This window comes from Aliirhizobium sp. YIM B11859 (genome assembly GCF_057163345.1).
The window spans coordinates 734,625-749,558 of sequence record NZ_JBXHAY010000003.1 but is presented as its reverse complement, the minus strand read 5'-3'; the positions used below and the strand labels follow the sequence as shown (position 1 = coordinate 749,558).

The window sequence follows — 14,934 nt, the reverse complement described above, 5'->3', positions numbered from 1 at the left end:
CTTGGCTATCTACACTAACATGCCGACGCTGGAAGCCAACTTTCTAGCCCCGGCCAGCGTGTCGATCGACGTCCTTGGTTCGTCCATCTCTGGTGGACGGAACGGGCAGGGCGAGAGCCAGACAATCGAAATGTCGGGTGGTGGTCTTCTGACCGCCACCTACACCGACTGCAAGCTGACTGAGCCGGAGCAATACGAGTACGTCAACCATCTAGGCGCCAGGCTAAACGGAGGTTTTCGTTACATCAACGTGCCGATCATTACGGATTGGTGGGGGCCGTTTGCCAGCAAGAAGCCAATAATCGGCGGCATTCCGCATTCGGACGGAGCGCTATTCAGCGACACGTCCGGATACAGTCAAGCTAGCGTATATGGCGAGATCGGCGCTGCGGCGAACCTGAATGCAGGCATCATAAAGATGCGCGTCTATGGGCTGTCCCGGCCGCTGCGCTGGTCAGATTGGTTCTCAATTTATCACGAGACCAAGGGTTGGCGTGCCTACCGTTATTGGGAGGTTCAGGACGTCACCAACGAGGCCAACCCAATATACACACTGGCCATATCGCCGCCTCTCCGCGAGGCCGTTGCAGTCGGCCAGCGGGTTGAATTCGCCCGTCCGCGCTTCGTGGCAAAGTTCAAGGACGGCTTCACGCTGCCTTCGATCGTCGAGGCGTTTTTCGTGACGCAGCAGACAATCCAGTTCTCAGAAGCTTTCTAAGCACTCGAGGTGCCCATGGCCTATGTGCCCGACAACGTCGTTGAGGCGTTGCGCGGAAGCCATCAGCTCGGCCTTTTTCTGCGCATAGACACAGATCCGGCCCTTCATATTTGGTTCGGCGTCAACGATGTGCCGATTGGCTTCGATAGCATCGACCCCGACGGAACGGTCTATCTCGGTGGCGGCAAGCTTATCGGACTTCCTTCACTCGAGGTACTGGTCAACGGCACATCTGACGCCGTCGACTTCACCCTCAGTGGCGTGGACCCGGCAACCGGCGCAAAGATGCTTGAGAGCATCCCGCCGGTTCGCGGAAAGAAAGTCCAGGTCGGCCTTACGACGCTGGACCAATATCACCAGCCTATGAGCAACATCATCCCGATTTGGACTGGTGTTGCCTCTCACCCGAAGGAATCAGGCTCTTACGGGCAGGGCGATGCGGGCGCCACGCTGGCGCTCAGTCTCGCAGTCGTTGCGGGTGAGAACACGCGCTCACGGCCGTCCCGCTCTCTGTGGTCTGATGCCATGCAGCGCTCTCTCTACTCGACAGACGCCTTCTGCAACGGAACGGCACGTCTTGCTCGTGGCATCCAGCCGAAATGGCCGATTTTCTGAATGACCATCCATGAGTTTTTGGCTCTGCCCCGTGAGTTTAGCTGGGGCGGCGTCGAAGGCGACGATTGCATGACGTTTTGCGCGTCGTGGATAGCCGCAACGACAGGCATCGACCCGGCTCGTGAGTTCAGAGGCACTTATCATAGCGAGTTCGGTGCTGGCCGACTGATAGCCAGCTTTGGCGGTCTCGTGCCCCTGACCGCCAGTCTTATCGAGCCTCTCGGCTTCATTCGCACGACCGACCCACAGCCTGGCAACGTCGGCATCATCAAAGCAATTTCCGAAACCGACCGGCGTGCCGGCGAGATGGCTGCCATCCGCTTCGGGCCGCTGTGGGCGACGATGTCGCTCGCGGGCGTGCGCGCCAAGAAGGTCGAGTTCGTGGCAGCATGGAGAGCGCCCGAATGAGGCAATTCGACAGCCTGCCGAGCATGCTGGAAAACAGCACGGCGCTTTACAGCCAGTTCCTGATGGATCCGATCTTTACACCGCTGTTTACGGCGGTGCTGGGAACGGGCGGCATCACGATTGGTGCCACGACCATCACCTATGCGTCTATTGCGGCCGCCATCGCAACGACTGCCATGTCAATTGGGCTTCAGGCGCTGATGGCGCCCAAGCCGCCCAAGCCTGAGGACGGCAAGGTTCCGAAGACGCAGTCGATCCCGTATCGCCAATGGGGAGTTGGCCGGAACCGGATTGCTGGCGCCTATATGCTTTGGGAGGCCAAGGGCAAGACCCTGATGGCTGTCCAAGCTCTGGCTGGCCACAAGATCAAGTCGATTAATCGTTACTGGCTTCACGACGATGAGGTGACGCTCAATTCAAGCGGCGTCATCAATTCTGGGACCAACTACGGCAATCAGGTCCAGATTTACAGCCGCCTCGGCGTCGTGCCGGAGACGCCATACTCTCAGATCGTCTCCATCCTTTCCGCCGAGGGCATTTGGACCAATAACCACAGGGGCGACGGTCAGGCATCGGTTGCGATGGTCTGCCAGAGCACCAAAGCGTCCAAGCAAAACAAGGCCTTCCCGTACGGGCCGCCACAGGTCTCAGTCGAAGCCGACATGGCGCTTTGCTGGGACTTTCGGGATCCACTCCAGGATCCAGAAAACCCGGAAACGTGGGTATGGACGACGAACACTGCGCTCCAGATGTGCTGGCACCAGTGCTTCAACGAATTCGGCCATCGCCGCGACTACCGCAAAGCCATCCTTCCGCTGTTGGAGATGTGGCAGGAAGAAGCCGACATTTGCGACGAACTCGTGCCGCTCGCAGGTGGCGGGTACGAGCGCCGCTACGAGTCCAACGGCTTCGACACAACGGAAAACGACCCCAAGGCCGGTACGAATGCCTTGCTTGCCGCCTGCGATGGCTGGATCTGCGAACGCGGCGATGGTGCATTGCTCTTCATCGTCGGCAAGTTCCGCGAGAAGTACGTTACCACGATCACCGATGCCGACATTACCGGCCACCAGATCGAATACGACGTTCTATTCGAAGATGAGTGCAACCGACTGGTGCCGAAGTTCACGTATCCTGAAATAGGATATGCGACGTCGGACACGGACTTCTTCGAGGATACTGCGGCCCAGATCACAGCCGGCCGAGTGCTGGCGCAGGAAGCCACTTATCAGTGGGTCCAGCAATGGAGGCAAGCTCGCCGCCTCGGCAAGCGCGACTGGCTGAGACTGCAGCAAAAGGTCAGCGGCACTCTGAGCTTGCGGCTTTCCGGCATCAATGCAGTCTACACGCGATGGGTTAGGCTCAATACACCGATGTCACTGCCTCGTCTAAATGGCAAGATCGTCGAGAACCGGAAATCCTTGCTGTCGCTGATGCAGGGCGCTTTCAGCATGGACATCATGCAACATCCCGACAACATCGATGCGTGGAACCCCACCACCGACGAAGGGAAGATGCCGCCGGTGCCGCCTAAGACTGGCAAGGGTAATGTGGTCATCCCGGTTATCAACCTTGTGCAGGCTAAACCTCGTGGGTCCAGCGTTTACATTCGCGTCGTCATTATCGACCCGGAAGACGATTCACTCACCCCGGTCGTGCAATATCGTGTTGCCGATGACGGATCTGGAAATCCAGGCGCATGGGTTGAACAACGTTTCCCGAACGCATCGTCATCAGGCGGTTTCATCAATCTGAGCACTAATGTCGTGCCATCGGATGCGCTTCTAGACATCCAAGTGGCTTACATCGCTTCGGACGACGATTATGGCGATTGGTCGGTAACTGCTAACGTCACGTCTACGGTTGATCCTGCTGCGCCTGGTGTACCTACCAATATGACGGCGAGCAACGCCTCTGGAACTGTGACGGTGAGCGCGAGATCGGCCAATGACAACTCGCGGTACCTGGTCTTTAAGCGTGGTACATCTGCTCAGTCATTCACAGCGGCAACGGAAATAGCTCGCTACAGCGTTTCAGCGAACCAAACCATTACGTTCACCAACCCTTCCGGCTCTGGGATTTGGAAATATTGGTGCGGCGCTGAAAACTCGTCCGGAATCCCTTCCACGACGCAAGCATCGGCGACTGTAACGGTCCCCTGACATCCAACTGCAAATCAAGATCTGCCTCTGGCGTCCGCCGGAGAGCTCCCGCATGGAGAAACCATGGTAGAGACTGCCAAGATTATTTGGGCTGATGGCCCTACCAGCCTGCCGCATGAACCCCGTAAGAGCGACCTTCGCACATGGGGTACTTGGCTCGAAAACCTCACCAGTTCAATTAATATGGCTGTCACTGCAGCATATATTCGTGGCAGTAAGTCTCAGCTCGACGCTGTATTGGGCGCAACGACAGGTGCAGTCGGCATCGTCGTGGCGGATGACAATGTAGACTTGCGCGGCATCTACGTGTGGTCCGGTTCGGCTTGGGTGAAGAAGCTTGACTTGCCTGTGGACGCAACGCAGCTTCTCGTTGGCCAAGCAGTGGCGGCGCGCGATCTTGCGCTGGATTACAGTCTCGATTCCATCGCGGCTAAGGTTGCGGCGGAAGCAGCGAAGAATATTGCCGCCGGGTATGCCTCCGATGCCGTCAGCCAAGGCAATGTGCCGATCTATACGACGGTTTCCGGTATGGGCGCTCTGTCCGTCCCGCAGGGCATCATATCTGCCCGCGTCAATGGCTTCACGGCTGCTGGCGATGGTGGCGGCGGTCTGTATGTCCGTGCCACCGCGCAGCCCACAGGTGAATACGCCGGACTGGCCTTCCGCTCCGCTGACCGTTTCCTCCCGGATGGCTCCACGTCGTCCGCCAACGGCGGCTGGTGGGAGTGGAAAGAAAAGTTCGACATGCGCCAGGCATGCCAGAAGGGCGCCGCCAGGATAGCTCGTGGTGATCGTTTCATCATCGCATGCTACGGCGACAGCACTGTCGATGGCAACAACACGTCGGGATGGACGGCCAATCCGACATCCGGGCAGAATGCGCTCGGAAGCACCGATCACTCGCTTGACGCGCCGAATGCCTGGCCAGCGAGGCTAGCCTACAATCTGTCGCAGTATTATCGGAACGAAGACCTGAAGGTACTGAACTGCGGCTATAGCGGCAAACGCATTTATGATGGGTGGGCCTACGATAACTTCGAGCCGGCTGTGGTCCAGAACTCGATCGCTTTTGCCGGTCGGGCGCCCGATATGGTGCTGATTGGCTTCTGGATCAACGATGAGGTGGTTAGCTCCACGGACCCCGCGTGGATCACGAAGGGGATCAGCGAAACTCGCCGCCTCGCGAGATTGGCGATGGCCAAAGGCATCGTTCCGGCTTTGATGACGGCTGACCCGAATTGGCGAAGTGATCCCGCTGGGTATGACAGTTACAAGATTGGACAGATGGCAACTGCTGCGGTTGTCGGCGTAGCCCAGGAGTTGGGTCTCGCCGTTCTGGACATCGGTGCTGATTTAAAGAAGTGGCTGGCCAACAACCGGGACCGTCACAACGCGATCGAAAACCAGAACGATGCGTTGCACGGCGGCGACATATGGTGCGCTTTCAAAGGATCCGCCGTCGCCCGCCACTTCATGCGGGATTTCGTGACGCGCCCGGGCGCGATCGGCGCGCAGCGCATTTCGGCCAACGACAGCGCTATGCAGAACAGCCTCGGTCAGACAGATGCGTTTGCCATCAAGCAGTCGCGCGATGGCGCTGTTTATACGACCGGCCACACGACTGGCGTCTTGGCACCGGACGGCGTACCGATCGATGCATGGATCTGGAACGAGGATCCGCAAGCGGAAATCGTCTATCGTGGCGCTGGGGCTGAAAACGTCCTGGCTGCCGATCTGTCGGCTTACGATCGGCCATATCATCAGATTTTCGACCTGACTAACCTTGGTGCTCGTGGCAACCGTATACCTGCCGGGATCGGTTTTCTTGCGACTGGCCACGGCCGTCGCGTGGATGTCCCATATCGGGTGGGCAAGCTCGGTTATGGCATGAACCGTGTTCGTTACAGGACGGGCAACCTGCCCTTCTATTTCATCGGTCACTATGAGATCCGGTCGACGGGAGAGTGGCAGGAAGAGCCGCGCGGCGCGGGCGCAAGCCCGTTCGCGGCTTCCATGCCGCTTAATGCGCTCAAGAACCATGGGCGCTTCATGATGGATACCGAGCGGTCTGTGGTGGGTTACACCGCGTCGTTCATGCCGGAGGCCGATGATCTATCGAACGTAGTCGGGCTGATGAATGCTGACAGGGCGCGGCTATATCTTCGGGCGGTCATCCCCCCAGGCACTGGCGTAATCCTGGGGTGGATTCCAAGCTATACCGATCCGGCTGGTTCCAGGGACGATAAATCGTTCATGTTCCTTTACAGGACTGGCGCCAGCACCGTGCAGCTATACTTGGCAACTCGCCAGAACGGCGTCATCACCTTCAACCAACTGGGCAGCAACGGTACGATATCTCAAACGCCAGACGCAGATGGGGCCGAGAGATACGTCATCTACCTTAATTACAACTCCGACAATCTAGTCTTCACCCTCTATGAAGGATGGGACTTTGCGGCGGCGCAATTGATGCAGGTAACTGTGACGCCGGGCAACCTGGCGCCACTTGCTGGCTTTGTCATGGGCGGCTTGTTTGTGAACAACACTGCCGCGTCGGCTGGGGCGTTCTTCAATCCCAAGATCCTCGATTACTTCGGGAAACAGCAATCGCAGACTGTTGCAGTGCCCGAGCCGTCTCTAGTTGCACCGTGATACATCGACACTCCGGCCTACGATCTTGGAGTTCTCGATGGATGATAACGGCTAAGCATAAGGCGATTGCTGAATTTCTGGCTTGAACAGGTTTCCGTCCCTCGATCAGAGCGGACGCGAGCCCTGCTTCCCATGAGAGGCCTATCTGCAGGCCATCGCAATTTGCGTCGTCTTTACCCACAATCGGAGTTCCCAATGCTCCTCCCAGACTGGCGACGCCTTGTAAGGCGCGCCTGGTCGCTGCGCGGCATCGAGCTTGCCGTGCTAGTCGACATCATCCTCAACGTCGTCCCCTACGTCTCCGACTATCTGCCGTGGTGGCTCACCATTGTGCTGTTGGCCGGCGCTTGGGGTTCACGTCTCATTGCCCAACCTGAAAAGGAAAAGGCTGATGCCAATCAACAAGATCCTGCCGTCGAGGCGGGCTAAGAGCGCGATTGCCGCGGTGATGGCGGCCGTCATTGCCGGATCGGCCGCGATGCTTCCTGGAGGCACGCCAGCGCCCGTCACGCTTGCTGTGGATCATATGATCAAGCCGTGGGAGGGCGTCGTTCTCACTTCCCACTGGGATCCTTTCGCGAAGATCTACGATATTTGCTACGGCAAGACGCTCTTCAATGGCAAGCCGGTGAAGGCTGGCATGCGGTTCACCAAAGCTGAGTGTGACGCCTTCCTCGCCGACGACGTATACAATGAATATTACCTGCCGCTCACGAAGCAGATCAAAGGTTTCACGGCAATGCCTGTCAGCGTGCAGGCATCGATGATCTCCGGTGCTTACAACTTCGGCGTTGGTGGCATGGTCGGATCCAAAGCCGCGCGCCTTCATCGCGAGGGCAAATATCGCGAGGGCTGCGAAGCCCAGACCGCATGGAACAAGGCCGGTGGCCGCGTGGTCCGCGGGCTGGTACTGCGACGCGAGATGGGTGACGCCCAGCGTATCGGCGAGGCCGAGCTTTGCGTATCGGGGCTGCCGGCATGATCGCTCTCCTTGCCAACAAGACCGCCGTAAAAGCCCTTGCGGCATTGATCCTCGTTCTAACGCTCATGGCCGGCGCATGGTGGATCCATGGCCGGATCTATGACGACGGCTATGCCGACGCCGAAAGCAAGTACACCGCCATCATTGCCGCCGAACATGCGGCAAACGCCCAAGCCGATGCCGACGAACAGCGCGGGCAGACGATCGCCAACAACGCGGCAAAGGCGCGCGAGGCCGAAGCCATCGCCCAGCTTGAGGCCCAAGAGGCCGAAAACCTCGAACTGAGAAGGAAGCTGACCAGTGAAGCTCGGCAAGATCCTCGTGCTGACGAGCCTAGCCTTGGCGCTAGCAGCGTGCAGCGTATCAACCAAGTCCGTTAACGTCGCGCCGGTCAAGCCGCCGCAGATCGCACGGCCGGACAGCAAGCTGCTCAAAGCATGCGATAGGCCGGTTATCTTGCCTTACGGGCCCATGCTCCAATCTCAAGTCGAAGAGAACTGGATTGCGGATCGGTCTGCGCTCCTGGCCTGCTATCACAAGCAGCTGGCGCTTCGGAATTACATCGTCAACCGCGACGATGCCCTGCGGGGCGCTTTATGAGCGGCCCTGAGATCATGGCCGTGGTCGGCTTCTTCGTGATGCTCGGCAGTACCCTCTGGGGTATCTGGTGGCGGATCGAAGGAAAGGTAAAGGAGGGCAAGGATGCGGCTGTTGCGTCAGCATCTGCTGCTCAGGCCCTTGCCGCGATGGCGAGAGGCGAACTCGCAGCCCACCGCCTCCACGTCGCCGAGACCTACATCACCAAGGCCGGCATGCGCGAGACGACAGAGCAGATCATGGATGCCATTAGTGGCGTCAAGCAGGCTGTCGATCATATGACGGTGCGCGTCGATCGCATCGTGGAAAACCAACCGCAGCGCCGCACGACGGCCAGCAGGGGTTAATCAATGACAAGATCTGGAAATTCTATCGCCGCGCGAGCGGCGCGTATGCACGCTACCTCGTCATACATTGGCAAGGGCATCGTCCCAGGACAGGGCGGTGGGGTCGATGCTCCCAATCCGCCATATGCCGCTCCTGCCGGATGGCAGTGGGCATTCGTCATCGAAAATGGAAACCGGGTTGTCGAGAACGGCAGCCGTGCCATCGAACTTCAGAGGGCTGCATAAATGGCTACTGACACCCCAATTAAATCTACTCTGTTTGCTCGCTTCGAGAAGCTGCGCCGCAATGCGCGTGCGGCTGCGATAGCAAACCCACTGACGCTGAATCCGCTGATGGCGCCGACCGCTTACGCGAACTCAACTCAGTATTACCGATCTAATGTTATCCGGGTCGGTAGTGATCTCTATGTATGTTCAGCGGCGGGGATCACCGCTGCAACAGGTACGGGTCCGAGCCTTAAGACCGGCGTCTCTCAGACGGACGGCACGGCAGCATTCCGCTACCTTGGTAAGGCTCGCACGACAACTGACGATCCTGATGTTCCTGTGATCCTGAGCTCCGGCAACACTTCGCTCCGATACTCGCGGTTTTTCCAGTTCGCTTCAGGCAAGTTTGATACCGGGCAGAAGCCTGATATTAACGGGAACGGACAGATTGGTCACGCCTTTGGTCCGAATATTGTGTCCTTCGACGTTATCAGCGATCTGATGTCGATCGAAACAAATAACTCAAACGTCGGCTGGCGCTTGATTGTCGATGGGCGTCAGATGATCGAGGGTAGCATCACAAACAACCCTTCTGGCAACAACGGGTGGAATACTCGTATTCAGTTCCCAGACAATCGCCGTCGTCGGATCACTTTCGAAAGCGACAGCACATATCTTAGCGGTGTTTCCGTCCCGACCTATGGGCGAATTATCAGGCCAGACACAGCCGATAAAGTTGTTGCGGTTGTGTTGGGAAGCTCTATTGAAGCGGGCGCGGCTGAGGGACCGTTCACAAACTCTGACGCTTACATGCGCCGCGTTTGCCATAGTCTTGGCTGGAATATGCCGGCGATCTTCCCACGAGGCGGCACAGGCTACCTTGCGGTCGGTTCGGGCGATCAGACCTACCGTCAGATGTTCACTGGATATGCCCCGGACACGGCAGATGTCGTCTTCATCGGCGGTCCCTACAATGACCAATCCACCGACGTGGCGAATGCTCACGCGGCTGTAAAGGCTGAAGCGAAAATACTTTTCGCGCAGGCCCGCACCAAGTATCCCAACGCTCTGTTCATCGTGTCGGGTTGCTGGAACGATGACAGCGGGGCGAGCGCCAACCTCATCAGCGCCGAGAATGCTGTATTTTCGGGCGTAGATGAGATGAACGATCCGTTGATGTTCAAAATCCCAATGATGACCGACCCGGATGGACCTTGGGTCGATGGCAACGGGCGTCTGGGGTCTGAGAACTCGTCGGGTAACTCTGACATTCTCACCGGCACGGACAGCACACATCCCACAGTATATGCCCATTACCGGTATCTCCCGGCACGGTATACGTCAGCGATCCGCGAAATCGTGCTTAGCCTCGGAAGGGGCTAAGCACCCATCTCAGTGGAGGTCGCGTCTAGGCGAGACGGCTGCCCATCCAGACAAGCGGCACCTGCTGGATGGGTGTTATCTCAGTCGGAAAAAACAAGCTCTCGACGGTCGAAAATGGTGCCGCAGCTGCCGCATCGCAGCCGTTCGCCGGCTTCATGTTCGGCGGCCTCCCATGGAAGATTGGCTTTGCAATGCGGGCAACTCGGGGAGACTGTTTTTAGTGAGACGTATTCGTCTTCACGATGTTCTTCGGTGCAAAACATAACGGGTTCCTTTTGGATTGAGGTATTGCCCTTAAATCCGTTCCGACCGTCTCTGCATAAACACCAGCGGGCGTTGTGAAGATGGTTTGTGGTCGAGGCCCTGTCAACCTCCGCCCTAACATCGAGGTTTGAAATGGCGAAGAAGCCAAAATGCGAAATCTGCATGAAGACCGACTGCAAGGGGTGGCAGGAGGGTCAGGCGTTGCACGAATATCGAGGCAAGGGTAGTTGGTTTCTCGGTTGCCACTGCGAGAATTGCCGTAGAGCCAGAAACGAGAGTGGTGGGTTCTTCGGCGCGCTAGCAGATCATCTATCGAGCGCGCCCTAGACCCCCACCGCCCTTAAACCGTCGCCAATCAGCTAGATCAAATCGCATCCGTGGAAAAACATGTAGGCAAGGCCTCCATCAATGTGAGGCATTGCCATGAACCGCACCGATCTGATCGACCTGACCAACAACCTTCGTGACCAACTGCGCCTCGTCGAGATGGCGGCTGGGTCAATCGAGGACAGTGATGACGCGGAAGCAATTCAGCGCGGTTTGGCGAACGCCTTGGAGGTTGCTGAGCTTCTCAAGTCGACGCTGGTAGAAGGCTCGGACTAACCCACCGCCCCGACATCAAAAGCCCCGCTGCGGCTTTGGGATCGCAGCGAGGCCAAGGAAAACCTTGAGATGGACAAAACAAGGTAAGCGGCTGTCAAACCAGTAGGGTTGCTAAAAGTTCCGGTGCCAGACCAACCCAATATCATTTTGTTAATCACGCTCTTTTGGACCCAACTAAGAGGAAATTAACCGAGCTGGAAATTCTGCCTTGATCGCGCTGATCCATTCGACTCTTCTTAAACTTCCGGGTCGATAGCGAAGGTGTGGCTCATGAATGAATTAGCAGAGCGCCTTGCTCAAAACAAAGGGATTTCCAGTGACAGATTGACGTCCATCTCGGCGTATCTGAAGACTAGACTGCGGAAGCAGATTGAAGACCAACGTCCAGTAACTTTCGCGGTTTACAGGGACATGCGCATAATCGAGCTGGCGCTCAGTATACGGAACCCTAGGAGACATCATCGCTGGTATCTCTAACCCACCACTTAATTGCAGAATTCAGCGACGGCGGAAATGTCAGTTAGCGTTTCTTGCCAACCCGTCGGCCTATAGCCCTTAACCTTCTCTGGCCACTCGCAGATCCCATTGGGATTTACGTATCCTATCCAGTGTGCGCTCGTCAGGTGATCGAACTTCAGAAAGACTAGCTTGTTGGCAGCTAACGAAGACACAGGTCGCCAAGTCATCTCGAACCCCTTGCTCAGTAATCATCTCGATCGGTAAATGCTGAGACTTGCTCAGAGCTGACTAGGTTAGTAAAGCCAATTCAGGCCGCTGCTACCCTGACATCAAAAGCGAGGCGGCATGCGAAGAAACGCGAGCCGAATCCTAGTGCCGCGCTGGTGTGATCGGCGGCAAACACAAAAATAGCCCAAGAGCTCGGAGGATTGGCGCACGCCAATGAGCCAACCCTCCGAAGTCGGCGTTGTCTAGGCGCCGACTTAGTCCTCCAAGGGGCGTTAGGCCCGCTCACTTTTTGCCCAGCTGCGCGACGTCTGCTTGCGCAGCAGCGATCAAACGGCGCGCTGCTTCGTCCTGCTTGCTTGCACCTTGCATCTTTTCAAGAAACGCAGCCGCTTTGATAATCGAAATTTCGACGAGCTTAGCATTGTCAATTGGCGCTCTGGGCATGGTATAGCCACCGCTCCACATATGGTAGCCCAGCGTTTCGTGAGCGTGCACGATTGGCGAAGACAGTTCCGCCGCAGCTACCATAGTCGACAATGGATATACGGACGCATATCTCGTCATTGCTTCCATACTTCCGATTGCGAACTGATCACCGACCCATCCATTTTTGCGATTAATGCCGAACTCCGTTTCTACAAAAACTAGCTTCTCGTTCTGCACGCGATGTAGGATGGAGCCCCATTGCGATGGATTTGCGTCGAAGGTGAGATCCGGACGGATACGGATGACTACGTCGTAAGCTTTGCCTGAGCTCATCATCAGCTCATGACAAGACCATATTTTGTAGAACATTCGGTGGTGGTTGGTAGGCACATCTATGTCATCTTCTACGACTGCCTCTACCGCCGAGTAATGTTCGATCAACTGCTCCGAGGTAACCTTCGTGCCCTGATCCAAGAATCGGGGGTGGGCATCTAGGAACGAGCGGCCCGTGATCTTGTTTTCCAAGCATAGGGCGCGAAATTCATTCAGGACGCGCCCCTCGAACCACCTATCAGCACGGTCCGGCACCAGCATTCCGCGGCCAACGTCACTCCAGGTGTGTACGAAACGATCAACGTTGAACTCATCGAAGAGTGGCTTCATGACTTCATGCGCGCGTTGGAACCCTCGCATCTGGCCGCTGATGCAGAGGGCGATCGAGGGCTTTTTGCGCAAAATCGATACTACAGCAGTAGCAGAAAGATCTGGCTTTTTTGACCGAAGGCGTCGACGGCGTTCTAGTCTCTCGATTACCTCCCTCTCTCTACGATCAAATCTGGACTCGTCAGCGATAAACCGGTCGAGCCGGGCATCGACCCTAGCCCTTTGTTCCGATCTCTCCTCTGGTAGAAACCCGCAGAGGTACTGGTCCAGCATGAAAAGATGGGAAGGTTGAACGGCTGGCGCGTCCAAATTGTCTATCATCAAGCCAATCAATGGGTCCATTGACCGTTCCCGCTTCATAACCCGGCAGGCGAAGCGGACGCGGTCAACTGGGATACCAAAAATGCGATCAGTGAACCAACGCTTGAATTTCTTCACGTTGTCTTTTGTCGAGCATATAAGGGCAGCCACCACGTGGTTGTCGGATGGCGCAAAGCCGCTTGCTTCCATCACTTGCAGAAATGGGCCAACCACGTCCCGGAAAGCTTTGAACGCGTTCCGATCCGCGTAGAACATCCTTACTGCATGGTCCGCGAATTCATGCTGTCCAGTTAGTGCGTATGCGACACGAGCCTCATCCTTGGAATCGATCTTTCCGCCAGATGTGCTCCATCGCTGATGAAGCTTGATCACATCGTCGTAGGAGAACGCGGCATTGTTTTGGGTCATTATTTCTCAGCTTCGGACTTGAATGGATATAGCTTAGGCAGGAACGACCTCTTGAATTTCCCGAACTCTGCGTGAGAAGAGCTACCACCTCCGTCATTTAGGCAGAAGAACCTGAGAGCAAGATGGCCGGATCTTTTATCAAACGCTCGGTAATTGGTGTGGCGTACAATCATCGAATTCTCGTTGCTCTCGACGCACTTACCCTTGCTCAGGGCGTAGTGATGATACAAGAATGATGCGAAAGATACGTCGTCCTTCGTTCTGAAACGCGCAGCTCGAGTCACTGCCGCTGCCCCGCTGAATTCATCGAGCAAGCTTTCGAAGATCGTTTTATTGAACGCGTATGGTGCGTGCCGGTGCATCTGCACGGGAAGCATACCAGTGACTGACTGCAGGAGATCGGCGCCGTTGACCGCCGCGTGCTGCCATTCTTCCGCGCGTTCTTTTTCGCAGAGCTGGCGAAGGTAAGGGATCACGCCATAAGGCTCGAGCCGTGCCACGGTCTGCCCGTACGCCGTGAAGAAATCGTTCTTGTTCAGATTGCTGGATAGGAAGAAATCATCATTCAAATAAATGAAGTTTTCGCTCAAGCCGGGCAGGAGGTGCAGGTAGGTCTCAATAACGTGGGAATTGAACGTAGGAAGAACTTCTTGCGGCATCACCTCGTCGTGCATGACCCATCTATATCGATCCGATGGCACGAACCAATCTGGAGGCGGGCAGTTGGAGAAGACGTAAACCGTTCTAATCCAAGGGGCGTACATTGCTAGTGATCGGATTGAGTGACGTAGCTCGTCGTTATGGCTAAACCGATCAGGATCAATAGCGCCAGGATCCTTGTAGGGCTTGATCAACTCTCTCCATGACGGTGCCGTGCTATCTACCCACGTGTAGACAGCATCAATTGGCTCCGGGGATGAGAACGGAGTCACCGCCGTGCTCAATTTGGTCATTTTGCTGCTGGAGAGCACCCGCTTTACAGGAGCGTATTCGCCTGGCGCGAGTGCTATTCCACGCTGCTCCTTCCAAGGAGTGATTGAATGGCGGCTTAGGATCGCGTTCTGGCTGTCAATGACGGCTAGCTCGATGCGGCCGTTCTTCGTAGGGTTCAGTACCGACGCCTTAAAGCGCAGAGGCTCAACCTTTCGCCACGCTCCCTCTTTGGACATCGCAAAAATGCGCGCGCCACTGCTGTCAGCAACTTTTGCCAACGACGACATAACGAAGGGGATCGAAAACGCCGATAGGTCGACTTCGTGTTGGTTGTCAGAGTGGGGGCGAGTGATGCCGAGGTCCAGTTTCCGCAATACTTCGGCTACGGACGTTGGAGCCCGGCCGTTTACCGTCTGCTCGAACAGTGTTGACCATTTCTCGGCTTGTTTGGCCGGAAGCATCAAATGGGTGATGGGGTATTTGTCGTTCAGATAATTTCGAGCAAGAATAGCGTACTTACTGACTATCTTCGATAGTCGTTGATGGAGCATTACGTAA

Annotated in this window: 14 protein-coding genes; 11 read left to right on the top strand and 3 right to left on the bottom strand. The window is 56.5% G+C overall.

Translation table 11 applies throughout. The features are described 5' to 3' along the window. Nucleotide 1: 1 nt before the first annotated feature. The 10 genes from AC2GXZ_RS15860 to AC2GXZ_RS15815 all read left to right on the top strand — a co-directional run bounded on the left by AC2GXZ_RS15860 (nt 2) and on the right by AC2GXZ_RS15815 (nt 10,071). The gene (locus tag AC2GXZ_RS15860) at nt 2-718 is read left to right on the top strand and encodes a hypothetical protein (RefSeq protein ID WP_483760118.1); all 717 of its coding nucleotides are present in this window, start codon (nt 2-4) and stop codon (nt 716-718) included. A 15-nt stretch (nt 719-733) separates the two neighbouring features. Then, nucleotides 734-1,333 (top strand): hypothetical protein, encoded by a 600-nt coding sequence (locus AC2GXZ_RS15855; RefSeq protein WP_483760117.1) that lies wholly within the window; start codon nt 734-736, stop codon nt 1,331-1,333. After that, nucleotides 1,334-1,741 (top strand): DUF6950 family protein, encoded by a 408-nt coding sequence (locus AC2GXZ_RS15850; protein ID WP_483760116.1) that lies wholly within the window; start codon nt 1,334-1,336, stop codon nt 1,739-1,741. Beyond that, nucleotides 1,738-3,903 (top strand): phage tail protein, encoded by a 2,166-nt coding sequence (locus tag AC2GXZ_RS15845; RefSeq protein ID WP_483760115.1) that lies wholly within the window; start codon nt 1,738-1,740, stop codon nt 3,901-3,903. Before AC2GXZ_RS15850 ends, AC2GXZ_RS15845 begins: the two co-directional genes overlap by 4 nt. Before the next feature lie 63 nt (nt 3,904-3,966). After that, the gene (locus tag AC2GXZ_RS15840; RefSeq protein ID WP_483760114.1) at nt 3,967-6,555 is read left to right on the top strand and encodes an SGNH/GDSL hydrolase family protein; all 2,589 of its coding nucleotides are present in this window, start codon (nt 3,967-3,969) and stop codon (nt 6,553-6,555) included. A gap of 195 nt (nt 6,556-6,750) precedes the next feature. Continuing rightward, complete coding sequence (locus AC2GXZ_RS15835; RefSeq protein ID WP_483760113.1) at nt 6,751-6,984, top strand: DUF7940 domain-containing protein; 234 nt, start codon at nt 6,751-6,753, stop codon at nt 6,982-6,984. Further along, nucleotides 6,920-7,537 (top strand): lysozyme, encoded by a 618-nt coding sequence (locus AC2GXZ_RS15830; protein WP_483760112.1) that lies wholly within the window; start codon nt 6,920-6,922, stop codon nt 7,535-7,537. The genes AC2GXZ_RS15835 and AC2GXZ_RS15830 overlap by 65 nt, the downstream gene beginning before the upstream one ends. Next, complete coding sequence (locus tag AC2GXZ_RS15825) at nt 7,534-7,917, top strand: hypothetical protein (RefSeq protein WP_483760111.1); 384 nt, start codon at nt 7,534-7,536, stop codon at nt 7,915-7,917. The genes AC2GXZ_RS15830 and AC2GXZ_RS15825 overlap by 4 nt, the downstream gene beginning before the upstream one ends. 216 nt (nt 7,918-8,133) lie before the next feature. After that, nucleotides 8,134-8,481: a hypothetical protein gene (locus AC2GXZ_RS15820; RefSeq protein ID WP_483760110.1), complete on the top strand. Its 348-nt coding sequence runs from the start codon at nt 8,134-8,136 to the stop codon at nt 8,479-8,481. A gap of 225 nt (nt 8,482-8,706) precedes the next feature. Next, nucleotides 8,707-10,071, top strand: coding sequence for an SGNH/GDSL hydrolase family protein (locus tag AC2GXZ_RS15815; RefSeq protein WP_483760109.1), 1,365 nt, complete (start codon nt 8,707-8,709; stop codon nt 10,069-10,071). Nucleotides 10,072-10,096: 25 nt separating this feature from the next. On the opposite strand, the gene AC2GXZ_RS15810 is transcribed toward AC2GXZ_RS15815, so the two are convergent. Further along, nucleotides 10,097-10,228, bottom strand: a complete 132-nt coding sequence (locus tag AC2GXZ_RS15810) for a hypothetical protein (RefSeq protein ID WP_483760108.1) — start codon at nt 10,226-10,228, stop codon at nt 10,097-10,099. A 530-nt stretch (nt 10,229-10,758) separates the two neighbouring features. Here AC2GXZ_RS15810 and AC2GXZ_RS15805 point away from each other — a divergent pair. Beyond that, on the top strand, nt 10,759-10,938 hold the full coding sequence (locus AC2GXZ_RS15805; protein WP_483760107.1) for a hypothetical protein: 180 nt from the start codon (nt 10,759-10,761) through the stop codon (nt 10,936-10,938). Between the two features lie 969 nt (nt 10,939-11,907). Here the strand turns inward: AC2GXZ_RS15805 and AC2GXZ_RS15800 are convergent. Together AC2GXZ_RS15800 and AC2GXZ_RS15795 are read right to left on the bottom strand one after the other, a co-directional pair. Then, nucleotides 11,908-13,443, bottom strand: a complete 1,536-nt coding sequence (locus tag AC2GXZ_RS15800) for a hypothetical protein (RefSeq protein WP_483760106.1) — start codon at nt 13,441-13,443, stop codon at nt 11,908-11,910. Beyond that, complete coding sequence (locus AC2GXZ_RS15795; protein WP_483760105.1) at nt 13,443-14,927, bottom strand: stealth conserved region 3 domain-containing protein; 1,485 nt, start codon at nt 14,925-14,927, stop codon at nt 13,443-13,445. The genes AC2GXZ_RS15800 and AC2GXZ_RS15795 overlap by 1 nt, the downstream gene beginning before the upstream one ends. Nucleotides 14,928-14,934: the final 7 nt, after the last annotated feature.

Coding starts and splice junctions, on each gene's coding strand:
- AC2GXZ_RS15855 (WP_483760117.1), top strand. CDS start 734: ATGGCCTATGTGCCCGACAACGTCGTTGAGGCGTTGCGCGGAAGCCAT.
- AC2GXZ_RS15850 (WP_483760116.1), top strand. CDS start 1,334: ATGACCATCCATGAGTTTTTGGCTCTGCCCCGTGAGTTTAGCTGGGGC.
- AC2GXZ_RS15845 (WP_483760115.1), top strand. CDS start 1,738: ATGAGGCAATTCGACAGCCTGCCGAGCATGCTGGAAAACAGCACGGCG.
- AC2GXZ_RS15840 (WP_483760114.1), top strand. CDS start 3,967: ATGGTAGAGACTGCCAAGATTATTTGGGCTGATGGCCCTACCAGCCTG.
- AC2GXZ_RS15835 (WP_483760113.1), top strand. CDS start 6,751: ATGCTCCTCCCAGACTGGCGACGCCTTGTAAGGCGCGCCTGGTCGCTG.
- AC2GXZ_RS15825 (WP_483760111.1), top strand. CDS start 7,534: ATGATCGCTCTCCTTGCCAACAAGACCGCCGTAAAAGCCCTTGCGGCA.
- AC2GXZ_RS15820 (WP_483760110.1), top strand. CDS start 8,134: ATGAGCGGCCCTGAGATCATGGCCGTGGTCGGCTTCTTCGTGATGCTC.
- AC2GXZ_RS15815 (WP_483760109.1), top strand. CDS start 8,707: ATGGCTACTGACACCCCAATTAAATCTACTCTGTTTGCTCGCTTCGAG.
- AC2GXZ_RS15810 (WP_483760108.1), bottom strand. CDS start 10,228: ATGAAGCCGGCGAACGGCTGCGATGCGGCAGCTGCGGCACCATTTTCG.
- AC2GXZ_RS15805 (WP_483760107.1), top strand. CDS start 10,759: ATGAACCGCACCGATCTGATCGACCTGACCAACAACCTTCGTGACCAA.
- AC2GXZ_RS15800 (WP_483760106.1), bottom strand. CDS start 13,443: ATGACCCAAAACAATGCCGCGTTCTCCTACGACGATGTGATCAAGCTT.
- AC2GXZ_RS15795 (WP_483760105.1), bottom strand. CDS start 14,927: ATGCTCCATCAACGACTATCGAAGATAGTCAGTAAGTACGCTATTCTT.